The organism is Chryseobacterium sp. C2(2020) (assembly GCF_014218915.1).
GTDB classification, from domain to species: domain Bacteria; phylum Bacteroidota; class Bacteroidia; order Flavobacteriales; family Weeksellaceae; genus Chryseobacterium; species Chryseobacterium mucoviscidosis.
In genome coordinates this window covers 12,638-34,054 of the sequence record NZ_JACLCT010000032.1, presented here as the reverse complement: position 1 = coordinate 34,054, position 21,417 = coordinate 12,638, and the positions used below count along the sequence as shown (strand labels likewise).

The window sequence follows — 21,417 nt, the reverse complement described above, 5'->3', positions numbered from 1 at the left end:
TTTCTGTGGGTCCTGAGGGATTCGAACCCCCGACCCTCTGGGTGTAAACCAGATGCTCTGAACCAACTGAGCTAAGAACCCGAATTTTTTTGAAAGGTTTCGTTTCCTTTTCTGTGGGTCCTGAGGGATTCGAACCCCCGACCCTCTGGGTGTAAACCAGATGCTCTGAACCAACTGAGCTAAGAACCCTCTTTATCGTTGTTTCCTCGATTAGAGTGGTGCAAATATACGACTTATTTAGAAATCTCCAAATTTTTTTCTAAAAATTCTCCCACTACAAAGTTACTTCCCCCGATAAAAATCATTTCTTCATTTGTACATTCCTCTTTTGCAGAAAGATACGCTTCCTGTACCGAATCAAAAATTTTGTAAAAAATTTTCGCATCGACCAGTAAATTTTCGTAATCTTCAGGGTGTCTTCCGCGATGGATGGCTGGTTTTGCAAAATAGTACTGAGAATTATCAGGTAAAATTTTCATGACTTCATCTATTTTTTTGTCATTCACGAAGCCTAAAATAATATGTTTGTGCTTATTGATGGAATTTAATTGTGAAAAGACATATTCCAGACCTGCCTGATTGTGTCCTGTGTCGCAAATCGTCAATGGATTTTCTGAAAACTGGAACCATCGACCGATAAATCCTGTGTTTTGGTGAACATGAAGAAGCCCTTTTTCAATATTTTCATCCGAAATTTTGTAATTTAATTTTCTTAATTCATCAACTAAACATAAAACGACCTTAATGTTTTTCTCTTGATAATTTCCCTTTAAGTCAGATTTTAAATCTGTTTTTAGTAGAGTAGCATCAACAAAAGCTGCATTTTCTTTATCCGCTTTATTTTTAATGATATTTTTTACGGCTTCATTTTCATCACCGGAAATAATCGGAATCCGGGGTTTTACAATTCCTGCTTTTTCTCCTGCAATTTCTTCAATGGTATCTCCTAAAATATTCTGATGATCAAGCTGAACATTCGTAATGGCCGCCACCAAAGGATTGATAATATTGGTTGAATCCAGTCTGCCGCCTAAGCCCACTTCAATAATCGCAATATCTACATTTTGCTGATAAAAATATTCAAAAGCCATAATGGTGGTAAACTCAAAAAAAGAAGGCTGAATATCTTCCGGAAGATTTTTCAGTTTCTGAATAAAATGATAAACAAATTCTTTGTCACAATTATCACCGTTTATCTTAATCCGTTCTGTAAAATCGATCAGGTGAGGAGAGTTGTACAGTCCTGTTTTATATCCCGATTCCTGTAGAACAGAAGCCAACATATTGCTGGAAGAGCCTTTTCCATTGGTTCCGCCTATATGAACGCATTTTATCTTTTCCTGAGGATTTCCAAAAAAATCGCAAAGTTTTATAATATTGCCTAATCCAGGCTTATACGCTTTCTGCCCGTCTATCTGATAATTAGGAGCCTGTACGAACAACCATTCTACCGCTTCCTGATATTGTTCATTTGTCATAATGCAAAATTCTCAAAAGTTTTTTAAAAAGAAATATTAAAACTGTAACTTTTTTATATTTACTTCGTCTAATAGGGAAAAATATATAGAGTATGAAAAAGGTTTTGACTATTATTTTGGGATTATCTTGTCTGGCAGTCAATGCCCAGAAAAAATGGTCTTTGAGAGAATGTGTGGATTATGCGACCAAACATAATCTTCAGGTGATCCAAAATGAATATTCGAAACAGTCTCAGGATCTGAATCTGAAAATTGCCAAGAAAAACTATCTTCCGTCTGTTTCCGGTTCTGTGGGAAATACGGTGAGTTTCGGGCAGACCTCTTTCGGGACGGGAAGTTTAAGAAACGACAGATTCAGTAACAGTGCAAATCTGGGAGCAGATATTTTGGTATACAATAACGGCAGACTTGAAAAAACCATCAGAAAAACAGAATTCGATGTAGAAGCAAGTCAGTATGATATTGAAACCATTAAAAACGATATTTCTCTTCAGATTGCACAGCAGTATTTAACAACGCTATTAAATAAAGAAATTGTAAAAATTTCTCAGGCGGCAGTTGAAAATGCTCAGAAACAGTACAGCAGATCAAAAATTACTACAGAAATAGGAACAACCGCACAAACGGTTTTAGCAGAAGCCGAAGCAGGATTGGCAAGAGAAAAACAAAACCTGAAAACCGCCGAAATTAATGTCGGAAGAAGCTTATTTGCTTTAGCACAGCTTTTACAGCTTCAGGAATATAAAGATTTTGATGTGGAAGATGTGGATGTTCCGGATCAGCTTGCTCCTCAGCTAAAATCTGTAGATGAGGTTTTAACAACGGCTTACGAAACTCAGCCACAGGTAAAAGCTGCAGAAAGCAGAATAAAAGCCGCAGAAGCACAGACAGAAGTTTCTAAAACCGCTTTCTGGCCAACTGTTACGGCAAGTGCAGGAATCGGATCTTTTTACAATAACCTTTTAAATACAGATAATGTAGGTTCCGCTCTTTTCTATGTAAAAGAACAGGGATTCTTTTCTCAATATAAAGACAATTTCGGACAACAGGCGGCTCTTTCTGTTAATATCCCAATCTTTAATAAAGGTATTACAAAGCTTCAGGTAGAACAGTCTAAACTGAATGAAAGTCTGGCAAAAGTAACTTTAGAACAGCAGAAACAGACCGTAAGACAGAATGTTCAGAAAGCGCAGTTTGATGTAGATGCGAATTATGAAATCTATCTGTCATCACTTCAGGCTGAAAAAAGTACAAAACTTGCGCTGGAATTTGCAGATAAAAGCTATGCAGCAGGAAGATCTACCATTTATGACGTGAATGTTGCAAGAAATAATTATGCGAATGCACAGGGTTCTGTAGCTCAGGCAAAATATAATTATGTTTTCAGTCTTAAATTGTTGAATTTCTATGCAGGAATTCCATTAAGTTTGTAAAATGTCTATTCAGTCATTAGAAAAATATTTACCGCAAAATACGCTTCAATATTTAAAGATATGGTTTGCAGACTATTATATTCATATAAAAGTCACTCGCAACAGGAATTCCAAACTGGGAGATTATCGTAAACTTCAGGATCATTCTCATGAGATTACGATCAATTCCACGTTGGTTCCGCAATTATTTTTCTTTGTGTTAACCCATGAGTTGGCGCATCTTATTGCCTTTGAGAAGTACGGCAGAAGAATTTCTCCTCACGGAAACGAATGGAAACATACTTTCAGGCAGATGCTTTTGCAGAGTCTTGAGGTATATGAAGAAGATTTAAGACCGGTCATTGTTAAATTTTCGAAATCTCCGAAAGCCAATTTCATGGCGAGTCCGGATCTGGTAAAATATTTTCATTCTGAAAAGCAGGATGATACGCTTGTTTTTATTGAAACGCTTCAGAAAGGAGACTTCTTTCTTTACCGAAACGAAAAGTACCTTTTAGAAGGTCTAATTAAAAAAAACTATCTTTGTAAAAACTTGGCTACAGGAAGAAAGTATTCTTTCAAACCATTGGCAAGGGTAGAAAAATACACATAAGAATGTCAAAATCAAACAGATATTGCGTCATTATGGCAGGTGGAATCGGAAGCAGATTCTGGCCTATGAGTACGCAGAAATTTCCGAAACAGTTTCAGGATATTTTAGGAGTGGGGCGCACCATGATTCAGCAGACCTACGACAGGATCAGCAGAATTATTCCTAACGAAAATATATTTGTGATTACGAATAAAGAATATGTAGAGCTTTCGCATCAACAATTGCCGGAAGTTCCGCAGGAAAATATTGTAGGCGAACCTTTGCTTAAAAATACGGCTCCGTGTAATCTTTACATGGCGAATAAAATCGCTGAAACAGATCCCGATGCAACCATGATCGTGCTTCCTGCAGATCATTTAATTTTAAAAGAAGAAACTTTTCTGAAAAAAGTAGAACTGGCTTTTGAAATTGCTGCAAAGAACGAATATCTGATAACGTTGGGAATTACACCAACAAGACCAGATACAGGATATGGCTATATTCAGTTTGTAGACAAACACGATTCAGATTATTATAAAGTAAAGACCTTTACGGAAAAGCCGATTCTTGAAATTGCCAAAAGCTTTCTGGAAAGCGGCGATTTCCTTTGGAATGCAGGAATTTTCATCTGGAACGTAAAAAGCATTCATCATGCCTTTGAAATGTATCTTCCGGAAATGACGCAGCATTTTATGGCTTGCGAATACAACGCAGACAGCGAAAAAAGCTGTATTGAACTGATCTATCCTAAAGTACAGAAAATATCCATTGATAACGGAATTTTAGAAAAAGCACAGAACGTTTATGTAATTCCCGCAGATTTAGGCTGGAGCGATCTGGGAACATGGACTTCCGTTTATGAAAATGCGGATAAAGACGAAAATCTGAATGCGGTAAAAACAAAACAGCCGATTCTTACCTACAACGCAAAAGGAAACGTAATCCGTATGAAGAATAACAATAAAGCAGTGGTTATCGACGGATTGGAAAATTACATCATTGTAGATACCGATAAAGCTCTTTTAATCTGCCCGAGAGATCACGATCAGCTCATAAAAGACTATGTTTTAGACCTTAAAAACCTGAAGAAAGGAGATAAATTCATGTAAAATAATTCCTTTTTTTTCTCGTTCTATAACTATGATAACATTGATAAGAAAATTCTGGGTATTCGGTTTTTTGTTTTTGGGAACATTTTCTTACGCGCAGGAAAAGAAGCATTTTTCTAATGTTTCCAGTATTTTACAAAACATCATTCCGAATGTTAAAGCCACTTCCTGGCTGCTGATTCACAGCAGTTATGGGAAAGACCGTATTTTGAAACAATCAGGAGCGGCGATAGATTATGTTTCGCAAACCTCAGGATTCAATATCGGAATTGCGGAAGAAAATGAGTTTTACTATATCGTCTATGTTTCGGGAGGAAGAACAGAATATATTACCACTCTTGAAGGGCTTAAAAACTTTGTGGGAAAACCCGATGACATTCAGGATGCTGCCATTTCTGCAGCAACAGACGGTTATATTATCGATGAAGAATTCAGAGATATTGCGGCGAATTATTACGAAGATAAATCCAATTATTATCTGAATTTAGGAAAGCTGACTTCTACAGAATGTCCTTATCAGAAAAAACATTTTACTTTAACCATCAGTAAATCAACAGGAATAATTACGGAAGCGAAAGATAACGGTTCGTACATTGAGCTTTATAATAAAAAATGTACCAATAACCCAAGATTGCTGAAGATCGAGAAAAAAGAAGAGCCGAAAGATGAGCCTAAAAAGAAACCCACAAGATCCACAAAACGGAAATAATTTTTACGAAACAGAACGTCTGATTCTTCGTCCGATGGCTTTGGAAGATGCGGAATTTATTCTGGATCTTTACAACCGTCCGAAATTCATTCAGTTTATCGGGGATCGTAATCTGAAAACCATTTCCGATGCAGAAGATTATATCAGAAACCGCTTTCTTCCTCAGATGGAACGGTTGGGTTACGGAAATTATTTAATGCTTATCAAAGAAGGGAATCATAAAATCGGAGGGGTTGGAATTTTCGAAAGGGAAGGATTGGATGTTGTGGATATTGGCTTTTCACTTTTAGATGAGTTTGAAGGAAATGGATACGCTTATGAAGCCGCTTTAAAGATAAAATCAGTCGGAATGGATGATTTCGGGTTGAAAAAGATTTCTGCTATTACAACAAAAGACAACTTTTCTTCTCAGAAATTAATTGAAAAGCTGGGGTTAAAATTCCAAAAATATGTCACCATTCCCAACGATCCGGAGGAATTAATGTATTACGAAACAGAATATTTTTAAATATTTTATTTAAAGAGTTCTTTTAATGAATTGTAATCTGAAAAGTCCATTAGTAGCATGGACTCACTTTCAGGAGTTATTACTTCATTAGCATAGCAGGAAGTGCAGATTTTGATAATTTTAACAATTTTATTATGTTTTTTATAAATAAAAACGTCTCTGTAGGTCTGTAAGCAAGATACTTCATATTTGCTCGTACCGTATTCGAAAGAATTGAGTTTACTACATATTTGTTTGTATTTAATTTCACTATGTTTGGGTTTTACATAGCCAAATTTCTGTAAATTATTTTCAAAATTATCATTTATATCTTTACGAGTTAAGTTTCCATGAATTATTTTATATCTTAAGCTGTGACCATTCGACTTATGATTTCTTTTTTCATATTTAAGTTTGTAAATGATAATATTATCATACTCATTATTTTTCTTTGCATTTATAAAAAAAAATAAAACTAAGAATGAGAAAATAATGAAAAAAAAATTAGATTTTTTATATAAATTTTTCATGGTCTTGATGTTTTATTAATATAAAAATACAAATTTTATCCCTCCAAAATCTGTGCAGCGTGATCTTTCGTCTTTACCTTATCGATAACTTCTGTACAGATTCCGTTTTCATCAAAAACAAAAGTGGTTCTCACAATTCCCATAAATTCTTTTCCCATAAACTTTTTCAGTTGCCAGACGCCAAATTTTTCAATAACATCACGCGTTTCATCGGCAATAATATCAAACGGAAATTCAAATTTTTCACTGAATTTTTTCTGACTTTTTATAGGATCTGCACTTACTCCCAACAATTCAAATCCCTGTTTCTTCAGTTCAGCGTAATTGTCTCTCAGATTGCATGCTTCAGCAGTACAACCCGGAGTATTTGCTTTGGGATAGAAAAAAACAACAAGCTTTTTACCGATCAGATTTTCAGAATGTACCGTTTCGCCATCCTGATTGGTTCCTTCAAATTGAGGTAATTTATCTCCGACTTTCAACATAATGATTTATTTTTGTTCAAATTTAATGCTTCCATGACAAAAAAGCAAAGAGCCGAACTCGTACAGACCGAATTAGAAAAATTATATCCCGAAGTTCCCATTCCGCTGGATCATACCGATCCTTACACTTTAATGGTTGCTGTAGCACTATCTGCACAGACAACCGATAAAAAGGTGAATCAGGTAACGCCCGAACTTTTCGCGGTGGCAGGAACTCCACAGAGAATGGCAAAGCTGGAGGAATATCAGATTAAAGAATTAATCAAAGAAATCGGACTAGCCAATACCAAAGCCAAAAACCTTAAAAGAATGGCAGAACTGCTTCTGGAAAGACATAATGGAGTAGTGCCGCAAACCTACGAAGAACTCGAAGCGCTTCCCGGAGTTGGACATAAAACCGCATCCGTTGTGATGAGTCAGGGCTTTGGATTTCCTGCTTTTCCTGTTGATACCCACATTCACAGATTAATGACACAATGGAAGCTCACTTCCGGAAAAAACGTAGTAGAAACCGAAAAAGACGCCAAAAAACTCTGGAAAGAAGAAGTGTGGAACAAACTTCATCTTCAGATTATTTTCTACGGAAGAGAATATTCTCCCGCACGCGGAAACGGAGCCAAAGATTTCATCACCAAAATGCTGTTCGAAAAATAAACAATCTTTTCCGAAGCCTGAATTCCCCTCCTTTGGAGGGGTGGCGAAAATTCGGAAGAATTTTTGACGGGGTGGTCAAATAGATGAAGAAGCAAATCAATCCAACAATCTTCTGTGATAATTGATCTGTCCCAGATGATAACTCAGATGCCCGAAAAGATGGATCAGGAAATATTCCGTCGTCATTCCATAACCCAAAGGTTCAAGCGGATATTGCTTCTGGAGGTCTTCATCAGCCAGCCTATCAAGCGTAATCGTCACCGTTTCGATCGTCTTTTCAATCTGTTGAATCAATTCCATTCTCGGAATATCTTTTAATGAAAACTCAAGTTCCCTGTTTCTTACATAGCCGGAATTTCCCAAAACGGCTCCCACAAAGTGACTGAGATTTCCCACAATATGCAACGTTAAATTTCCTGCCGAATTTGCAATGGTTGCCTCTGTTTTCCAGAGATTTGTTTCATTCTGATAAGACTCAATTTCCTGTTTCAGTTTATTTAAATCTCTTAGGAATAAGGATGTTAGACTTGCTGTCATAGTTTTTTATTTAATTTTTGTTCTAAAATATCCTCTGAAATTTTTTGTAACTAATGAATCTATAGTAGTCTTATAGTCTATAAATCCGTAAATACTGTCGTTTTTTTGAAATTTGTATTTATTAAGAACCAATTTCTGATAAACCGGATGAGAATTGATAAATTTAATTTCGCCTTTTAATGTTTTTGGGTCAATATCTTGAATTAAAAACTGATCATTAAAAACCTTTACCAAAACTCCGTTTCCAAAATATCCGTTGTAATTGTTAAGCCAGATATTGATCGTATCTCCTTTGTATTCAGTTTTGCATTTATAATCGCTGAACTGAAAAAATCTGTATTGCTTTCTTCGAGGATAGAAAATGCTTTCATAATAACCATCTTCTTGTACAATATGAGCGGTTCTTGTTAGACTTTCTACTTTTTCACTGTTAAATAATTTAAGCTCAGGATATTTTGATAGAATTTTGAATGTGTCATTTTTAATTAAATTTTCATCAACAGTAATATTTTCAGGTTTTAAAATTTTCCTGTTTTCTTTTTTACAGCTTAAAAAACACAATCCCAAAATGGAAAAGCTTAAAAAAAGAAGTGTTTTTATCATAATCTGTTTTAAAACATAAAGCTAAACAAAAAAGCCACAAAAATTAATTTGTGACTTCAGTTTTTTAATGAGGAATTTCTTCTGTTAGGATTTCGTTTCCATTTTTGTCATAATAAATGCAGGTGTACTTTTCGAGATCAACGATCCATTTTTCAATACCGGTTCCTGCACAGTCTTCGCAAAACTTCATATAATCCGTTTTTCCTCTCTGATGACTTTTAAGCTGCTGAATAAATTTTTCTTTATCAGTCTGATCTTCAATAATTAGATTGGCATATTTAGGTTCGGATTTTGTGGTAAAATCATTTTCACCAAAATATTCGGTATGGCTGTCTTTTACCCATGTTTCAAACGATTTTACACCTAATTCTTTAATTTCTTTGATGTAATTCGGAAAATCTGCTCCTGTTTTTACTTTGCTGTGTGCATTTTCAATTTGTTCTACTGTAAACATTTTTTTTCGTCGTATTTTTTATTATTCAGCTTTAATTGCAAAAGCGCAAACTATAATTTTGTTTAAATTAATTTTAAATTTTGAATATCCGTTAAACAGTCTATTACTATTCATTGGTATGAAAATCAATTATTTATAACAGGCACTTCGACAAGCTCAGTGTGACACCTCTAATACCAAACGCTTGATTTTTAGCGATGTCAAGCTGAGCCTGTCGAAGCTTTAGGTTAATAAACGGACAATCAATTTTAAATTTAACCGCAAAAGATACACAAAAGACTTTATCAGATTTATTTAAAGTATTTTAAAAGTCTGCAAGAGAAAATCTTTGATTTTTTACCTTATGTGATCTTTCTTTCCATTTAAGGATTAAACTTAAACAACTCACGTGTTAAAATCTTTTACATCTTTTGCGGTAAGAAAGTTTTTTGCGTTTTAGTGATTCCGGCAAAATTTATTTCTGTTTTTTTGCCCAAAGTTCCATTTTTCTGTTCAGAACATCCAAAGGAAGACAGCCCTGACTCAAAACTTCATCATGGAATTTGGCTAAACTAAATTTGCTGCCCAGTTCTTTCTGATATTTTTCTCTCAGCTCACGAATTCTCAATGAACCGATTTTATAGCCTAAAGCCTGTCCCGGCATCGCCATATATCGTTCCACTTCGGCGGTTGCTCCGGCTTCATCGTAAGAAATATTGCTCAGGAAATATTTTATTGCCTCTTCTCGTTTCATTTTTCCGGTGTGGAGACCCGTGTCTACTACCAGTCTTACTGCTCTTAGCATTTGGTCGCTCAGGTAGCCCATCTTCTGATAAGGATCTGTATATAAGCCGAATTCCGGTCCTAATGTTTCGCAATAATGTGCCCATCCTTCACCGTAAGCTCCAAACCAGCCGAATCTCATGAATTTCGGGAGTTTGGTGTTTTCCTGCTGTAAAGAAACCTGATAATGATGTCCTGGAATAGCCTCGTGTAAGAACAAAGATTCCATACCTGAAGTTACGTTGAATTTTGACGGATCCGGAAGCGGAACGTAAAATATTCCGGGTCTTTTTCCGTCCGGAGTTCCCTGAATATATTCCGCACTTGCGCTTGCTTCCCTGAATTTTTCAGTTTGTCTGATTTCAAATCCTGTTTTCGGTGTTACGGAAAACATGGTTTTCAGCTTCGGTGTAATTTTCGTTAAAATTCCGTTGAATGCCGCTAAAACTTCCTTTGAAGTCTTGTATGGCATTGCTTTCGGATCTGTTTTTACATAATTAATGAATTCTTCCAATGTGCCGGTAAATCCAACCTGCTGTTTAACCTTTTCCATTTCCGCACGAAGCATTGCCACCTGCTGAAGTCCGATTTTATTAATTTCTTCAGGCGTTTTATCGGTTGTCGTCCAGCTTTTTGCATAATACCTGTAAATTTCCTTTCCGTTTGGCAGGCTGTTGTAACCGTCTGTTTCCCTTGCTTTTGGCAGATATTCTTTTTCCAAAAAGTTGCCCATTTTAGTATAAGCAGGAATAATTTTCTGCACGATGGCGTCCTGATAAAGCTTTGAAAATTTTTCTTTCTGCTCGTTTGTGAAATTTTTCGGAAATTTTCTGATCGGTCCGTAGAAAATATTCTTATCAAAATCAGTCGTTATAATTTCTTCGGCTCTCATTTGAGGAATCATCTTTACCACCAGTTTTTTAGGCAAAACCATTTTATTATTAATTCCTTCGCGGAAATTATCGGTGGCGGCATTCATCCATTCCGGAAATTTTTCCATTCTTTTCAGCCAGTCAGAATAATCTTTTTCTGTTTTAAAAGGCTGGCTTCCTTCTCCGCTTCCATACAATGGAAAATTAAGCGGCAAACCTCCGAATTGCGTAAAAGGAATATATTCCGGATGATAATTGTAGTTTTCTATCTTATCTTTTAACGTAAAATTCAGTACATCGTAAACTACTTTATCTTCGTCTGAAAGATTTTTATAATCCACGTTTTCCAGTTGTTTTTCTACAGAACGGTAGAAAGCGACTTCTCCGGAGATAAAATCTTTATCGATGTTAATCGGAAGCTGATCGTTATAACGTAAATCTCCCTGTGAAGTTGCATCCAGAGGATATAATTTCAGATACTGTTCATAATAATTGGAAGCAATAGAATCCAGATTGGATGGTGTTACTTTCGTTAAAGGGGAATCGGATTTTTTGCATGATCCTAAACTGATGATTATGCCTAATCCTATAATACTTTTTGATATGATGTTTTTCATTCCGGAATCTTTAGAGAACAAAAATAAATATTATATCAATGTAAACTTCCGATGAACTACAATTAAGATGATAAAGAGGATATTATTTGTTATTTTATTCTCTTTAATGAAAATATTTACATTAAATCCAATTATTTCTGTGAAATGATATTGATAATTGTAAATTTTTAATTTAAAAACGTCTGTGTTGGGTTAAAAATATATTTAATTGTTTTATTAATTAAAAAAAATGCGTTTATTTAAATTATATGTAAAAAAAAATAATTATTTATGCTATATGTTTTGTATTGTTAGTTTTTTTCTATATTAGCGATTAATTAAATAATAAGTAAAAGTATTGTGAATTATTTTAATTATTATTTAATTTAATATGAAAATCTAATTTAATTGATATGACTAAAAAACTACTTAACCTGGCAGTTGCTTTTTCTAGCATCTCTGCTTTTTATGCTCAAGTGGGTATAAATTCAACTTCTCCCAATACAACTTTTGAAATTGTTTCAAAAACCAGTGGAACAAAACCTGAAGGTATTTTAATTCCAAGATTAACAGGAGATCAGATTAAAAGCATGGAGCTTCTTCTGGGAAGTTCTCAAAATTCTATGATGATTTATGCGACGACTGCAGCCACTAGTCTTACCGGAAGTACAATAGATCTTACCGCTCCTGGATTTTATTATTATAATTCCGGATTAGCAAAATGGGTTGCTATTAATAATTTTGGAACGGCTGCGAAAACACCAATTTCAGGACTTATCGACGGAACGGCAAACAATTCGATCGACAGTAAGAACTTTGCGCAAAGTTGGGATTGGACTACTGCAAGTACGCAAACGCCACTCACTTTAAGGGCCAATGCTTTAACTACAGGAACTTTGCTGGATATTACTTCTGCAAGTACAGCCTTAAATTCTACAAATGGATTGGTGAGAATCATCAACAATGCAGCACCTTCTAATGCGACAGGTATTTTTGCGAGGTTTCAGCCAAGTAATGTTGCAGCAAGTGGAATGTCTCTTCTTAATAACGGAAATTCAGGATTCGGAACAACAGCTCCTTCTGCAAAGATTCACATTTTAGAATCAGGGACAATCAATCAACCCGGTGCTATTATAAGTCAGTCGAGTAGTGCTGCAGATACCGGAAGTTTATCCGCTACAGGATCTAAAGGATTATATATTGATATGGGTTCCACAACTTTGGATAGGGCGTTGGTGATTAATCAAAACGGAACAGCAACAAATTCCAGAGGATTAAATGTTATAATGGCAGCAACAAATCCGTCATTAGGAGCTTTTATTAATCATAGTGGAACAGGGGAAGGATTGAGAGTACAGAATACAAACACGGCTACCACTAGTAATGGAATTTTACTCATTCATAGCGGAAACTCTACAGGAAACGGAATTAGAGTTCAGATGGATGGTACAACTTCTACGGGAGGAGGAGTAAGTGTACTTTCGGCAGGTACATCTTCCGGTGTATATACTGCTACTACGACAACATCTACGGACGCAACTGCAGATGTTTCCACGAGAAGAGCGGGAGTTTGGGGCAATAGAACGATAGGAAGTACTGCTGCAAGCAATTCCGGAAGTGGATATTCAGGGCCGAGTTCTGCCGCTACCACATTAGCACACACAACTCTTTACGGATCTATGGGAAATGCAGAGCCTACAGCGGCTAATGATGCTTATATTTTTGGTGTTTTAGGTGAGGTTCTTTCGGTAGGAGGCGCAGCGGCTGTTGACAGATCGGGTGGTGTTTTGGGAAATTCGCAGGTTGCAGGAATCTTCGGAGTCTTGGGATATCGAACTTCGGGATCGGCTAATGCAGGTGTATATGGAAATGCCGCGATGTCTACAGGAACAGGCAGATCTGCGTTGGGTTCTGAGGCAGCGGGCTTTGGAGTAATGGGAGTTGGAGATCTTATGGGAGCTGCTTTTAGAGGAAATGTTTACGGAATTAATGCGAGCGGAAGCCGTTACGGAATGTATGTGGACGGTGCAACCTATACCAATAATGTAATTGCTAATGTAAGTACTGTAGACGGAAGCGCAGAAAGAATTACAACGTATGTTCCTACGTCTACCACGGCAGACATTTATACACGAGGAACGGCAACTCTTGATGAAAGCGGAAGGGTAAGTGTTTCTTTTGATAGAAAATTCTCTGATCTTGTTGCGGAAAATTCTGTAGTGGTAACCATTACCCCAATCGGGAAAAGCTCTCAGATCTATCTTGAGCAGGAGCCTACAAAAACAGGATTCAGTGCCAAAACGGATGATAACAATGCTGTAAAATTCTCATACATTGCTGTAGGAACGAGAAAAGATCTTGAAAATGTTGCCGTTCCGAAAGAAATTCTTTCAAAGGATTATGACGAAAATATGACTGCCGTACTTCATAATGAAACAGATACTTCTTCCAAAGGAAAACCGGTTCATTGGAATGGTTCTGAACTGAAATTTCAAAAATCTGCAAATGCGCCAAGCAATGCACGATTGAATACGACTCAGCTTAAAGCCGAAAAAATTGAATAACTTATTTTAATAATTAAATTTTTGTATAAGTGTCGTTATCATATAGCGGCACTTTTTCATAAGTTTAAAATTTTAGAGTCTTATTATATTAATTTAAAACAGATTTTTTAAAAATACTTTTCAAAAAATTTTTCACGTTCAATCTATTTTTTATCTTTGTTGAAAACGTTTAACAATCATATTATTACCGCTCTTTTTTTTAAGAAATAATGAAAGGGATTTTAAAAATTTACCATCCGGACGAAACGCTAAAGTACAATATCAGAAATACTTATTGCAAAGCGGTTTACAGCAATCAACAACATTTTCTGGAAGTTGAAATTATTACGGATGACAGTCTGGATCATGTAGAGGATGATTCATTACAGTACAACTTTCCGCAACTCTCTCTTGAAGTATTCGATTTCCCTATTGATTCCGCGGAAATAGAAGGAAAAACCATCACCATTAATGACTCTGATGAAGATACATATACCGAAGTAGATCTTTTTGATGACGAGGAAGCTTTTATTTATGATAACGAGCTTCAGTTTGAGAAAAATGAAGAAGGAGAACTTCAGGTAATCTGGAAAGGAACGATTGATGATTTCTATACAGGATCAGACACGCCGATTCCTTTCAGGCTGAAATGTGAATTCAAGCAGGAAGAAATAGAGGTAGACGAAGATTAAGTGTAATCTTTCTCCACATTTTTATATCAGATTTCTTTTCAAATTGTTTTTTGGAAAGAAATTTGCTGTTTATGAAAATAACAAACTTTAAGTTGTTTTTAAGCAATTTTTAAGAGTTCAATTCATAATATTCCATTACTTTTGTCGTTACAACTTTTATAAAAATACACTTTAATGCTGTTAACGGAACTTACTCAGATTTTATTTGCCCAGGTTGCTGCACCTTCAGTAGCGGCAGACGATTTAGAATTCTCATTTTGGAAAATCATGTTCCACGGAGGAGCTTTCGCTAAAATAGTGATGGTAACCGTGTTGTTGCTCGGTGTATTTTCCGTATATCTTTTCTTTGAGCGCTTTTTCTTTATTAAAAGATTAACCTCAAAAACAGATGCCAATTTTATGGATAATATCGAAGATTTTATCAGAGATGGTAAAATAGAGTCTGCGGCAGATTACTGTAAAAGACAAAATTCTCCGGAAGGCAGAATTTTAGAAAAAGGAATTTCCAGATTGGGGCGCCCTGTTTCGGATATCGTAAGTGCGATGGAATCTCAGGCTCAGGTTGAGGTTGCCAACATGGAAAAAAATCTGAATCTTTTGGCTGTGGTTCCAAGTATTGCTCCTATGTTGGGACTTTTGGGAACGGTAATCGGGATGATCATCGCATTCTTCAATTTGTCTCATGCAACGGGTTCTTTCTCCCCGAAAACTTTGTCTGAAGGCATTTATACTGCATTGGGACAAACAGCAGTAGGTCTTGCTGTAGCAATTCCGGCAAACTTTTTTTACAATTTATTACTTACAAGAATTGATAAGTTTGTATTGAAGGCACAAAATATGTCCGGAGAATTTTTAGACCTTATCAATAAACCGTTATAATTTTTTCTTATGAAACCGAAAGGTTCCATCTGACAAACATAAAATCAGAATCAACAGATGAAAATTCAGAGAAGAAATAAAGCAAATCCGGAGTTCAGTTTGGCAGCGATGACAGATGTTATCTTGCTGATGCTGATCTTCTTTATGGTAACTTCTTCGGCAGCCAACCAAAGTGCGATCGATGTAAAATTACCAAAAGCAGATACCGCAGCAGACAATATTCCGAATCCTTTGGTGGTGAGCGTAAAACCGGATGGGTCTTATTTTGTAGACGATAATTCTGTGAACAGAGGAGAATTGGAACAGACCATTGTCAATAAATTAACAGGTCAGGCGAATAAATCTTTCACCATAAGAGCAGACGAAAATACCCTTCATAAAGACGTGGTTTTTGTAATGGAAATTGCCGAAAAAAATAAATTCAATATTGCCATTGCAACCGTTAAAGATAAATAACTCTTCGAAGTAAGGAGAATTTTAAAATGAGAAGCCATATAATCAGTAAAGATGAGCAAAACAGAGACAGGATAAAAAGCGCAGTGCTTTCTATTCTCATTTGGTCTGCCATTCTTTTATTTGTTTTTCTGTATAAACTGAAACCGGAACTCGATGAACAGCCAGAAGTTATTACAACCATGCTGGTTAATTTTGGAGACAACAGAAACGGAAATGGGGTAGAAGAACCGGCAGATCAGCCGGGAAGCCTTGCTGCTGCGACAGAAGAAGTCTCTTCTGAACCTGCAGAAACCGCTGTGCCTGAAACCAAGACCGTTATCCAGCCGGATCCACAACCTGAAACCAAAAAAACAGAGGCAAAAGACAAAATTATAACGGGAAACAATGCCAAAACTTCGGTTTCAAACAAAGAAGAATCCAAAGCGGAAAGTAAAAAGACTTCCACGAGTACCTCTGCAACGAAAAATACAAAAAAATCCGGCGCTGCAACCGCCAATTCAAAAACAGGAAATGGAGATGGCAAAGGAAACGCTGCTATTGGAAATCTAATCAGAGGACGTGGGACAAAAGCAGGAAGCCAGGGTGACGGAAACGGAATCGGAAATGCAGGAGATCCTTTAGGCGGAGACGGAAATGGTGACAGCAAAGTCGGAATCGACAGAAAACTGGTAGGATTTATCCCCGGAACGATGGGAAGAGGAGGATCACAACCCGCGAATAACTGTACAGCAAGCGGAACGATTACCATTGCTTACACTGTAGATAAAGCAGGAAACGTTGTTTCGGCGAGAAGATCGGGCGGAACTTCGGATCCATGTATCAGTTCGAATGCGATATCGTGGGTTAAGAAATACGTAAAAGCAGAAAAAGCGAGTGTTTCTTCTACAGGATCATACAAAATTACGTTCTAAAAATACAAAAGCACTTTACTCAAGTGCTTTTTTTATTTCTGAAATTCTGTTGATAACAGGAAGTGCAAAAATTCCGCTGGTTTGGAGATACAGTTCATAGAATGTTTTTGCTTTATCTAAAAAATCTTTGTTATCAGATTGTTTTCCGTTAAAATAGAAAAGATTTCCTAACATTTCATAGTAATCTTTATGGTCTCTTTCCTGTCTTTCATTAACAATTTCTATGATTTCCTCTTTCGGTTTTGATGAAAGCGTTGTAAAATCAAACTTAAAAATGTCTTTCATTAAAGATTCAAAATCAAGCTCTTTCTGCATTAAACTTTCTTCAGGTTTATCCAAAATCAGCTTTTCTAATGCCTGAGTTAACTGGCGTATTAATCGTAGGGTGAATTCTTTATCTGTGATCATAAATTGTTTCTTGTTATTGGTTTGTGGTTGCGTGTCTATGTACGCCAGTTTAATTGGACATATTTTATAAAGTTGTTTATTTTTCCTCCCAGAAGTTTGTATTCTTGTGCTTTATTTTCAAAATCTGAATTTAATTCAGGATAAAGTCTGGATAGTTTTGATAAATGACAAACTGTTTCATCACAGCTGCCTTGTGAATAAACCAAAAAGCGAATAAATTCACCTTTATAAATTTTTCTTCCATAGCCTTCTACAATATTTGTAACAATAGAATCCGAAGAGCGTCTTAGCTGGCTTCCTAATTCATAAGTTTCATATTTTGGCAATTTAAAAGAAAGCCGATGGGTTTCAATAAATAATTCAAACGAAATGTTATAAATATCAAGTTTCGTATAACTCATATGTGTTTTTATATTAGAACAATAAACTAATAACCATTAACCAGCAACTCTTATCCAAAGAAAAGATATGCCAGAATAATAGAAGTAATAATCCCCACCAAATCAGCCAGAAGCATAGCAATTACTGTGTACCTTGTATTCTTTACGGCTACGGCTCCAAAATACACAGCAATGACATAAAACGTCGTGTCTGAGCTTCCCTGAAGAACGGCTGCCAATTTTCCCTGGAAACTGTCTGCGCCGAAAGTTGTCATGGTATCAACCATCATTCCTCTTGCTCCTGATCCGGACAAAGGTTTGATTAAAGCGGTCGGAAGTCCGTCTACAAATCTCGAATCTAAATTTGCAGAATAAGCAACCCATTTCATCCCATCGATAATTACGTCAAATACTCCGGAAGTTCTCAATAGCGAAATGGCAATAAGCATTCCCACCAAATAAGGAATAATCTTTACACAGGTTGTAAAACCTTCTTTTGCTCCTTCAATAAAAGCATCAAAAACATTGATTTTTTTATAAACAGCGCCAAGAACAATGGCTAAAAATATGAAAAGAATTAAACCGTTGCTTAATACTTTGCTGAAATCATCAAGTTCATCCTTGCTTAATTGAGTGAGGTACAAAACCAACAATGCGATTATGGCAGAAATTCCACCAACGTAGGCAAGAACTACAGGTTTTAAAAGGTTGATTTTCTGATATAAAGAAACTACGATCATGGCTGCCAAAGTTGCAGCAAATGTAGCGATCATGCACGGAAGAAAAATATCGGTCGGCGTTTTTGAACCCATCGAGGCGCGGATCGCAATGATGGAAACCGGAATTAGGGTCATTCCTCCTGCATGAAGACAGAGAAACATGATCTGAGAGTTGCTTGCCGTGTCTTTATTCGGATTTAAAGTCTGCAAACTTTCCATCGCTTTTAGACCGAAAGGTGTTGCTGCATTATCCAGACCGAGAAGATTGGCACTGAAATTCATCAGCATATGTCCGAAAGCGGGATGGTTTTTAGGAATGTCGGGGAATAATTTTGAGAAAAAAGGCTGAATTAACCGGCTTAAAAGATTGATTCCTCCAGCTTTTTCCGCAATACTCATGAACCCCATGAATAAAGTCATAATTCCGATAAGTCCGAGACAGATTTTCACTGCCGTTTCTGAAGTTCCGATTACCCCATCCGATTCCTGAACACGGTACACTTTTACATCCTGCTTTAAAGAATCTGTTTTATAATGAATTCTGCTGTCCGCAAAATCAGTCTTTTTCATGAGGCTGTCGCGCACAAGAGGAGAGAGTGCATTCATTTTCTGAGTGGCAATCTGTACGGTATCACCGCCTTTCCCCACAACCATATCATTAAAAATAGTTTTGTAGTTGCCTGATGAAACGTATTTTATACCTGCAATGGCAATGGCAATGATAATGAATGCCGACCAAATTCTGCTGAGAACCATTATTCAAGATTATTTTGGTTCTAAATGTAGTAAATTTTAGGCAAAAGTGTTTGTTTAGTTATGAATTAAAAAACAAAACTTTAGCTGCGAAATACAGGGCAATGATACTTAAAAATATTATTAGAACTCCTAAAAATGTAAAATAGGAGGGAATTTTATCCATTAAATTTTTCTTATTTTTCATTTTATAAACCTAATTCTAATTGGTTTTGTATTAGTTCAAAATATTTTCCTCTTATATGTATAAGTTCATCATGGTTGCCTTGTTCCACAATTCTTCCACTATCTAAAACAATTATCTGATCCGCATTTTTTACAGTAGAAAGCCTATGTGCTACTACAATCATGGTTTTGTTCTTGAAGAAATTGTCAATATTCTGAACGATTATTCTTTCATTTTTGGCATCTAAAGAATTGGTTGCTTCGTCAAAGAATAAATAATCAGGATCTTTGTATATTGCTCTTGCAATTAGAATTCTTTGTTTTTGCCCTTGGCTTAATCCTATACCTTCTGACCCAATTATAGTGTCTATTTTTAAGGGTAAAAAATCAATAAAATCTGAAATATTAGCTAAAGCAATAGCATTTTTTAGTTTATTCTTATCAGGATTTTCTTCAAGCGCAATATTGTAGGCAACAGTATCCGAGAAAATATAGCTGTCCTGAAGAATTACGCCGCATTTTTCTCTCCATATTATATTTTCTATTTCTTTGAGAGGCATTCCTTCAAGAGATATATTTCCCATTTGTGGGTTATAAAATTTTAAAATAAGTTTTAAAAGAGAGGTTTTACCACTTCCGCTTGCTCCTACAATGGCAGTGGTTCGCCCTTTAGGTATAGTCAGATTAATATCATTTAGGATAAAATGAGTGTTATCGTAGGAAAAACTTAAATTCTGTATTGAAATATCATAAATTCTCTCTAGGTTATCTATTTTACTTATATTTTCTTCATCTTCTTTATTATGAATTTCATTAAGTCTTTCAAAACTTATTTTAACTAAATGATATCGCAGAAAAAACGTAATTAGTTGAGATATTGGATTGTTCATCCCACCAATAATATAGACAATAGATAGCATGGTACCTATGGTCATTTGGCCGTTCATTACAGAGAGTGATGAGGTAAAAACAACCAGCATATTCTGAAAAAAATTAATGAATTTATAACTTTCGTATTTTTGGTTTACTTTAAGCTTCTCAATATTATTCAGATAAATATTAGACTGGATAGAACTCCATTCGTTACGCTTATGGTCTTCAAGATTATTTAACTTAATTTCTTGCATTGAGTTAATAATTTCGTAGATTTTATTCTGATCCGTAGACTGTAGGGAGAATGTTTTTTGGTCTAAAATTTTAATTTTTTTAAAAAAATTAAAAATCCATGTAAGTTCGAGTGAAGTTCCAATCAAAACCACAAAAAATATTGTTGGATTAAAATATAATAATACAAATGAATATATGATGATGCTGAAAAAAGAGAAAACAGTCTGGATAAGATCTTGAGAAAGAAATTCTTCAATCCTTTTATGATCCTGTATTCTCTGTAAAAGATCTCCTGTATTTTTACTATTGAAAAATTTTAATGGAAGTTTCATTAGCTTTGCCAGAAAATCTGAAATGATGGATAAACTTATTCTGCTGCTAATATGTATAAATAACCAAGAACGATAATATTCTAGTCCGACTCTGCTTAAAAAAAGTCCAATTTGCGCAGCTAAAATGAGATAAATAAGATTTATCTGTTTTAAAGCAACACCTTTATCTAGAATTTTTTGTGTAAAAAAAGGAAATATAAGCTCAATGCATGATGAAACTAAAAGAGTAATGGCAATTAGTAAAAATTGAGTTTTATGCTTTTTAATATATTGAGTTATATACTGAAGATTTCTGGATGTATTTTTTTTGTGCTCATCGGATTTTTCATGCAGATTTTCTGTAGGTTCGAGAATTAATATAATTCCTTTTTCTTTTTCCTGAGTCCAGCCTTTTAAGAATTGTTCTTTGGTGTAAACAGTTTTTCCAAAGGCGGGATCTGCTACGTATACTTTTTTTGGAGTCATTTTATAAACAACAATAAAATGATTCTGATTCCAGAAAAAGACAGAAGGAACATTAATATTTGATAATGCTTCTTCATAACTTAACTTTACTGGTAAGGCATCGAAGCCTAATTCTTCGGAGGTATATTTGAGGTCAGATATGGTAATCCCTCTTTTGGAAATGTTACTTTCTGAAAAAACAGAGTCAGATAGCAAAACACCATAATATTTGCTAACCATTTTAAGGCAGGCTAAACCGCAATCCTGGCTATCTAGTTGTTTTATAAAAGGGAAACTTTTCATCAATTTTTTTCTAATTTTTAAGCGAATTGATTGATTTCAGCTAAA

Annotated in this window: 22 protein-coding genes and 2 tRNA genes; 11 read left to right on the top strand and 13 right to left on the bottom strand. The window is 35.5% G+C overall.

From position 1 onward, the window contains the following. Nucleotides 1-6: 6 nt before the first annotated feature. From H6W52_RS16205 to H6W52_RS16195, 3 genes are all read right to left on the bottom strand, one after another. A tRNA-Val gene (locus H6W52_RS16205) sits at nucleotides 7-81 on the bottom strand. A gap of 33 nt (nucleotides 82-114) precedes the next feature. Beyond that, a tRNA-Val gene (locus H6W52_RS16200) sits at nucleotides 115-189 on the bottom strand. Between the two features lie 44 nt (nucleotides 190-233). After that, nucleotides 234-1,478, bottom strand: a complete 1,245-nt coding sequence (locus H6W52_RS16195) for a bifunctional folylpolyglutamate synthase/dihydrofolate synthase (protein WP_116099277.1) — start codon at nucleotides 1,476-1,478, stop codon at nucleotides 234-236. A gap of 92 nt (nucleotides 1,479-1,570) precedes the next feature. On the opposite strand from H6W52_RS16195, the gene H6W52_RS16190 reads away from it, so the two are divergent. From H6W52_RS16190 to H6W52_RS16170, 5 genes are read left to right on the top strand one after another with little or no spacing between them, the layout of a single operon-like run. After that, nucleotides 1,571-2,911, top strand: coding sequence for a TolC family protein (locus H6W52_RS16190; RefSeq protein ID WP_116099276.1), 1,341 nt, complete (start codon nucleotides 1,571-1,573; stop codon nucleotides 2,909-2,911). A gap of 1 nt (nucleotide 2,912) precedes the next feature. Then, nucleotides 2,913-3,503, top strand: coding sequence for a SprT-like domain-containing protein (locus tag H6W52_RS16185; RefSeq protein WP_116099275.1), 591 nt, complete (start codon nucleotides 2,913-2,915; stop codon nucleotides 3,501-3,503). A gap of 2 nt (nucleotides 3,504-3,505) precedes the next feature. Continuing rightward, entirely contained in the window at nucleotides 3,506-4,591 is a 1,086-nt protein-coding gene (locus tag H6W52_RS16180) for a mannose-1-phosphate guanylyltransferase (protein ID WP_228457592.1), read from the top strand. Nucleotides 4,592-4,622: 31 nt separating this feature from the next. Further along, nucleotides 4,623-5,300, top strand: coding sequence for a hypothetical protein (locus tag H6W52_RS16175; RefSeq protein WP_116099273.1), 678 nt, complete (start codon nucleotides 4,623-4,625; stop codon nucleotides 5,298-5,300). Then, the gene (locus H6W52_RS16170; RefSeq protein ID WP_116099272.1) at nucleotides 5,257-5,808 is read left to right on the top strand and encodes a GNAT family N-acetyltransferase; all 552 of its coding nucleotides are present in this window, start codon (nucleotides 5,257-5,259) and stop codon (nucleotides 5,806-5,808) included. The genes H6W52_RS16175 and H6W52_RS16170 overlap by 44 nt, the downstream gene beginning before the upstream one ends. Before the next feature lie 5 nt (nucleotides 5,809-5,813). Here H6W52_RS16170 and H6W52_RS16165 read toward each other — a convergent pair whose 3' ends face one another. Together H6W52_RS16165 and bcp are read right to left on the bottom strand one after the other, a co-directional pair. Next, nucleotides 5,814-6,317 carry a hypothetical protein gene (locus tag H6W52_RS16165; RefSeq protein ID WP_116099271.1) on the bottom strand — a complete coding sequence of 168 codons (504 nt, stop codon included), beginning with the start codon at nucleotides 6,315-6,317 and terminating at the stop codon, nucleotides 5,814-5,816. Nucleotides 6,318-6,352: 35 nt separating this feature from the next. Further along, nucleotides 6,353-6,802: a thioredoxin-dependent thiol peroxidase gene (bcp, locus tag H6W52_RS16160; protein WP_116099270.1), complete on the bottom strand. Its 450-nt coding sequence runs from the start codon at nucleotides 6,800-6,802 to the stop codon at nucleotides 6,353-6,355. A 33-nt stretch (nucleotides 6,803-6,835) separates the two neighbouring features. On the opposite strand from bcp, the gene H6W52_RS16155 reads away from it, so the two are divergent. Then, the gene (locus tag H6W52_RS16155; protein WP_076394093.1) at nucleotides 6,836-7,456 is read left to right on the top strand and encodes an endonuclease III domain-containing protein; all 621 of its coding nucleotides are present in this window, start codon (nucleotides 6,836-6,838) and stop codon (nucleotides 7,454-7,456) included. A 96-nt stretch (nucleotides 7,457-7,552) separates the two neighbouring features. Here H6W52_RS16155 and H6W52_RS16150 read toward each other — a convergent pair whose 3' ends face one another. The 4 genes from H6W52_RS16150 to H6W52_RS16135 all read right to left on the bottom strand — a co-directional run bounded on the left by H6W52_RS16150 (nucleotide 7,553) and on the right by H6W52_RS16135 (nucleotide 11,301). Then, the gene (locus H6W52_RS16150; RefSeq protein WP_116099269.1) at nucleotides 7,553-7,993 is read right to left on the bottom strand and encodes a DinB family protein; all 441 of its coding nucleotides are present in this window, start codon (nucleotides 7,991-7,993) and stop codon (nucleotides 7,553-7,555) included. A gap of 6 nt (nucleotides 7,994-7,999) precedes the next feature. Beyond that, a complete protein-coding gene (locus H6W52_RS16145; protein WP_116099268.1) occupies nucleotides 8,000-8,596 on the bottom strand; it encodes a hypothetical protein in 597 nt (198 codons plus the stop codon). A 64-nt stretch (nucleotides 8,597-8,660) separates the two neighbouring features. Beyond that, the gene (locus tag H6W52_RS16140) at nucleotides 8,661-9,050 is read right to left on the bottom strand and encodes a DUF1398 domain-containing protein (RefSeq protein WP_116099267.1); all 390 of its coding nucleotides are present in this window, start codon (nucleotides 9,048-9,050) and stop codon (nucleotides 8,661-8,663) included. Between the two features lie 454 nt (nucleotides 9,051-9,504). After that, on the bottom strand, nucleotides 9,505-11,301 hold the full coding sequence (locus H6W52_RS16135; RefSeq protein WP_116099292.1) for a DUF885 domain-containing protein: 1,797 nt from the start codon (nucleotides 11,299-11,301) through the stop codon (nucleotides 9,505-9,507). Between the two features lie 392 nt (nucleotides 11,302-11,693). Here H6W52_RS16135 and H6W52_RS16130 point away from each other — a divergent pair, with 392 nt between their 5' ends. The 5 genes from H6W52_RS16130 to H6W52_RS16110 all read left to right on the top strand — a co-directional run bounded on the left by H6W52_RS16130 (nucleotide 11,694) and on the right by H6W52_RS16110 (nucleotide 16,761). Then, entirely contained in the window at nucleotides 11,694-13,844 is a 2,151-nt protein-coding gene (locus H6W52_RS16130; protein WP_116099266.1) for a hypothetical protein, read from the top strand. Between the two features lie 209 nt (nucleotides 13,845-14,053). Beyond that, entirely contained in the window at nucleotides 14,054-14,515 is a 462-nt protein-coding gene (locus H6W52_RS16125) for a hypothetical protein (protein WP_076394087.1), read from the top strand. Nucleotides 14,516-14,689: 174 nt separating this feature from the next. Beyond that, nucleotides 14,690-15,394, top strand: coding sequence for a MotA/TolQ/ExbB proton channel family protein (locus tag H6W52_RS16120; protein WP_087711968.1), 705 nt, complete (start codon nucleotides 14,690-14,692; stop codon nucleotides 15,392-15,394). Between the two features lie 57 nt (nucleotides 15,395-15,451). Further along, on the top strand, nucleotides 15,452-15,850 hold the full coding sequence (locus H6W52_RS16115) for an ExbD/TolR family protein (protein WP_087711966.1): 399 nt from the start codon (nucleotides 15,452-15,454) through the stop codon (nucleotides 15,848-15,850). A gap of 26 nt (nucleotides 15,851-15,876) precedes the next feature. Continuing rightward, entirely contained in the window at nucleotides 15,877-16,761 is an 885-nt protein-coding gene (locus H6W52_RS16110) for a ferric siderophore ABC transporter substrate-binding protein (RefSeq protein ID WP_116099265.1), read from the top strand. Nucleotides 16,762-16,776: 15 nt separating this feature from the next. On the opposite strand, the gene H6W52_RS16105 is transcribed toward H6W52_RS16110, so the two are convergent. From H6W52_RS16105 to H6W52_RS16090, 4 genes are all read right to left on the bottom strand, one after another. Beyond that, entirely contained in the window at nucleotides 16,777-17,169 is a 393-nt protein-coding gene (locus tag H6W52_RS16105) for a hypothetical protein (protein WP_076394079.1), read from the bottom strand. A gap of 35 nt (nucleotides 17,170-17,204) precedes the next feature. Then, nucleotides 17,205-17,570: a four helix bundle protein gene (locus H6W52_RS16100; RefSeq protein ID WP_116099264.1), complete on the bottom strand. Its 366-nt coding sequence runs from the start codon at nucleotides 17,568-17,570 to the stop codon at nucleotides 17,205-17,207. Between the two features lie 50 nt (nucleotides 17,571-17,620). Then, a complete protein-coding gene (locus H6W52_RS16095; RefSeq protein ID WP_116099263.1) occupies nucleotides 17,621-19,024 on the bottom strand; it encodes a nucleoside recognition domain-containing protein in 1,404 nt (467 codons plus the stop codon). 185 nt (nucleotides 19,025-19,209) lie between these two features. Further along, a complete protein-coding gene (locus H6W52_RS16090) occupies nucleotides 19,210-21,372 on the bottom strand; it encodes a peptidase domain-containing ABC transporter (RefSeq protein WP_116099262.1) in 2,163 nt (720 codons plus the stop codon). Nucleotides 21,373-21,417: the final 45 nt, after the last annotated feature.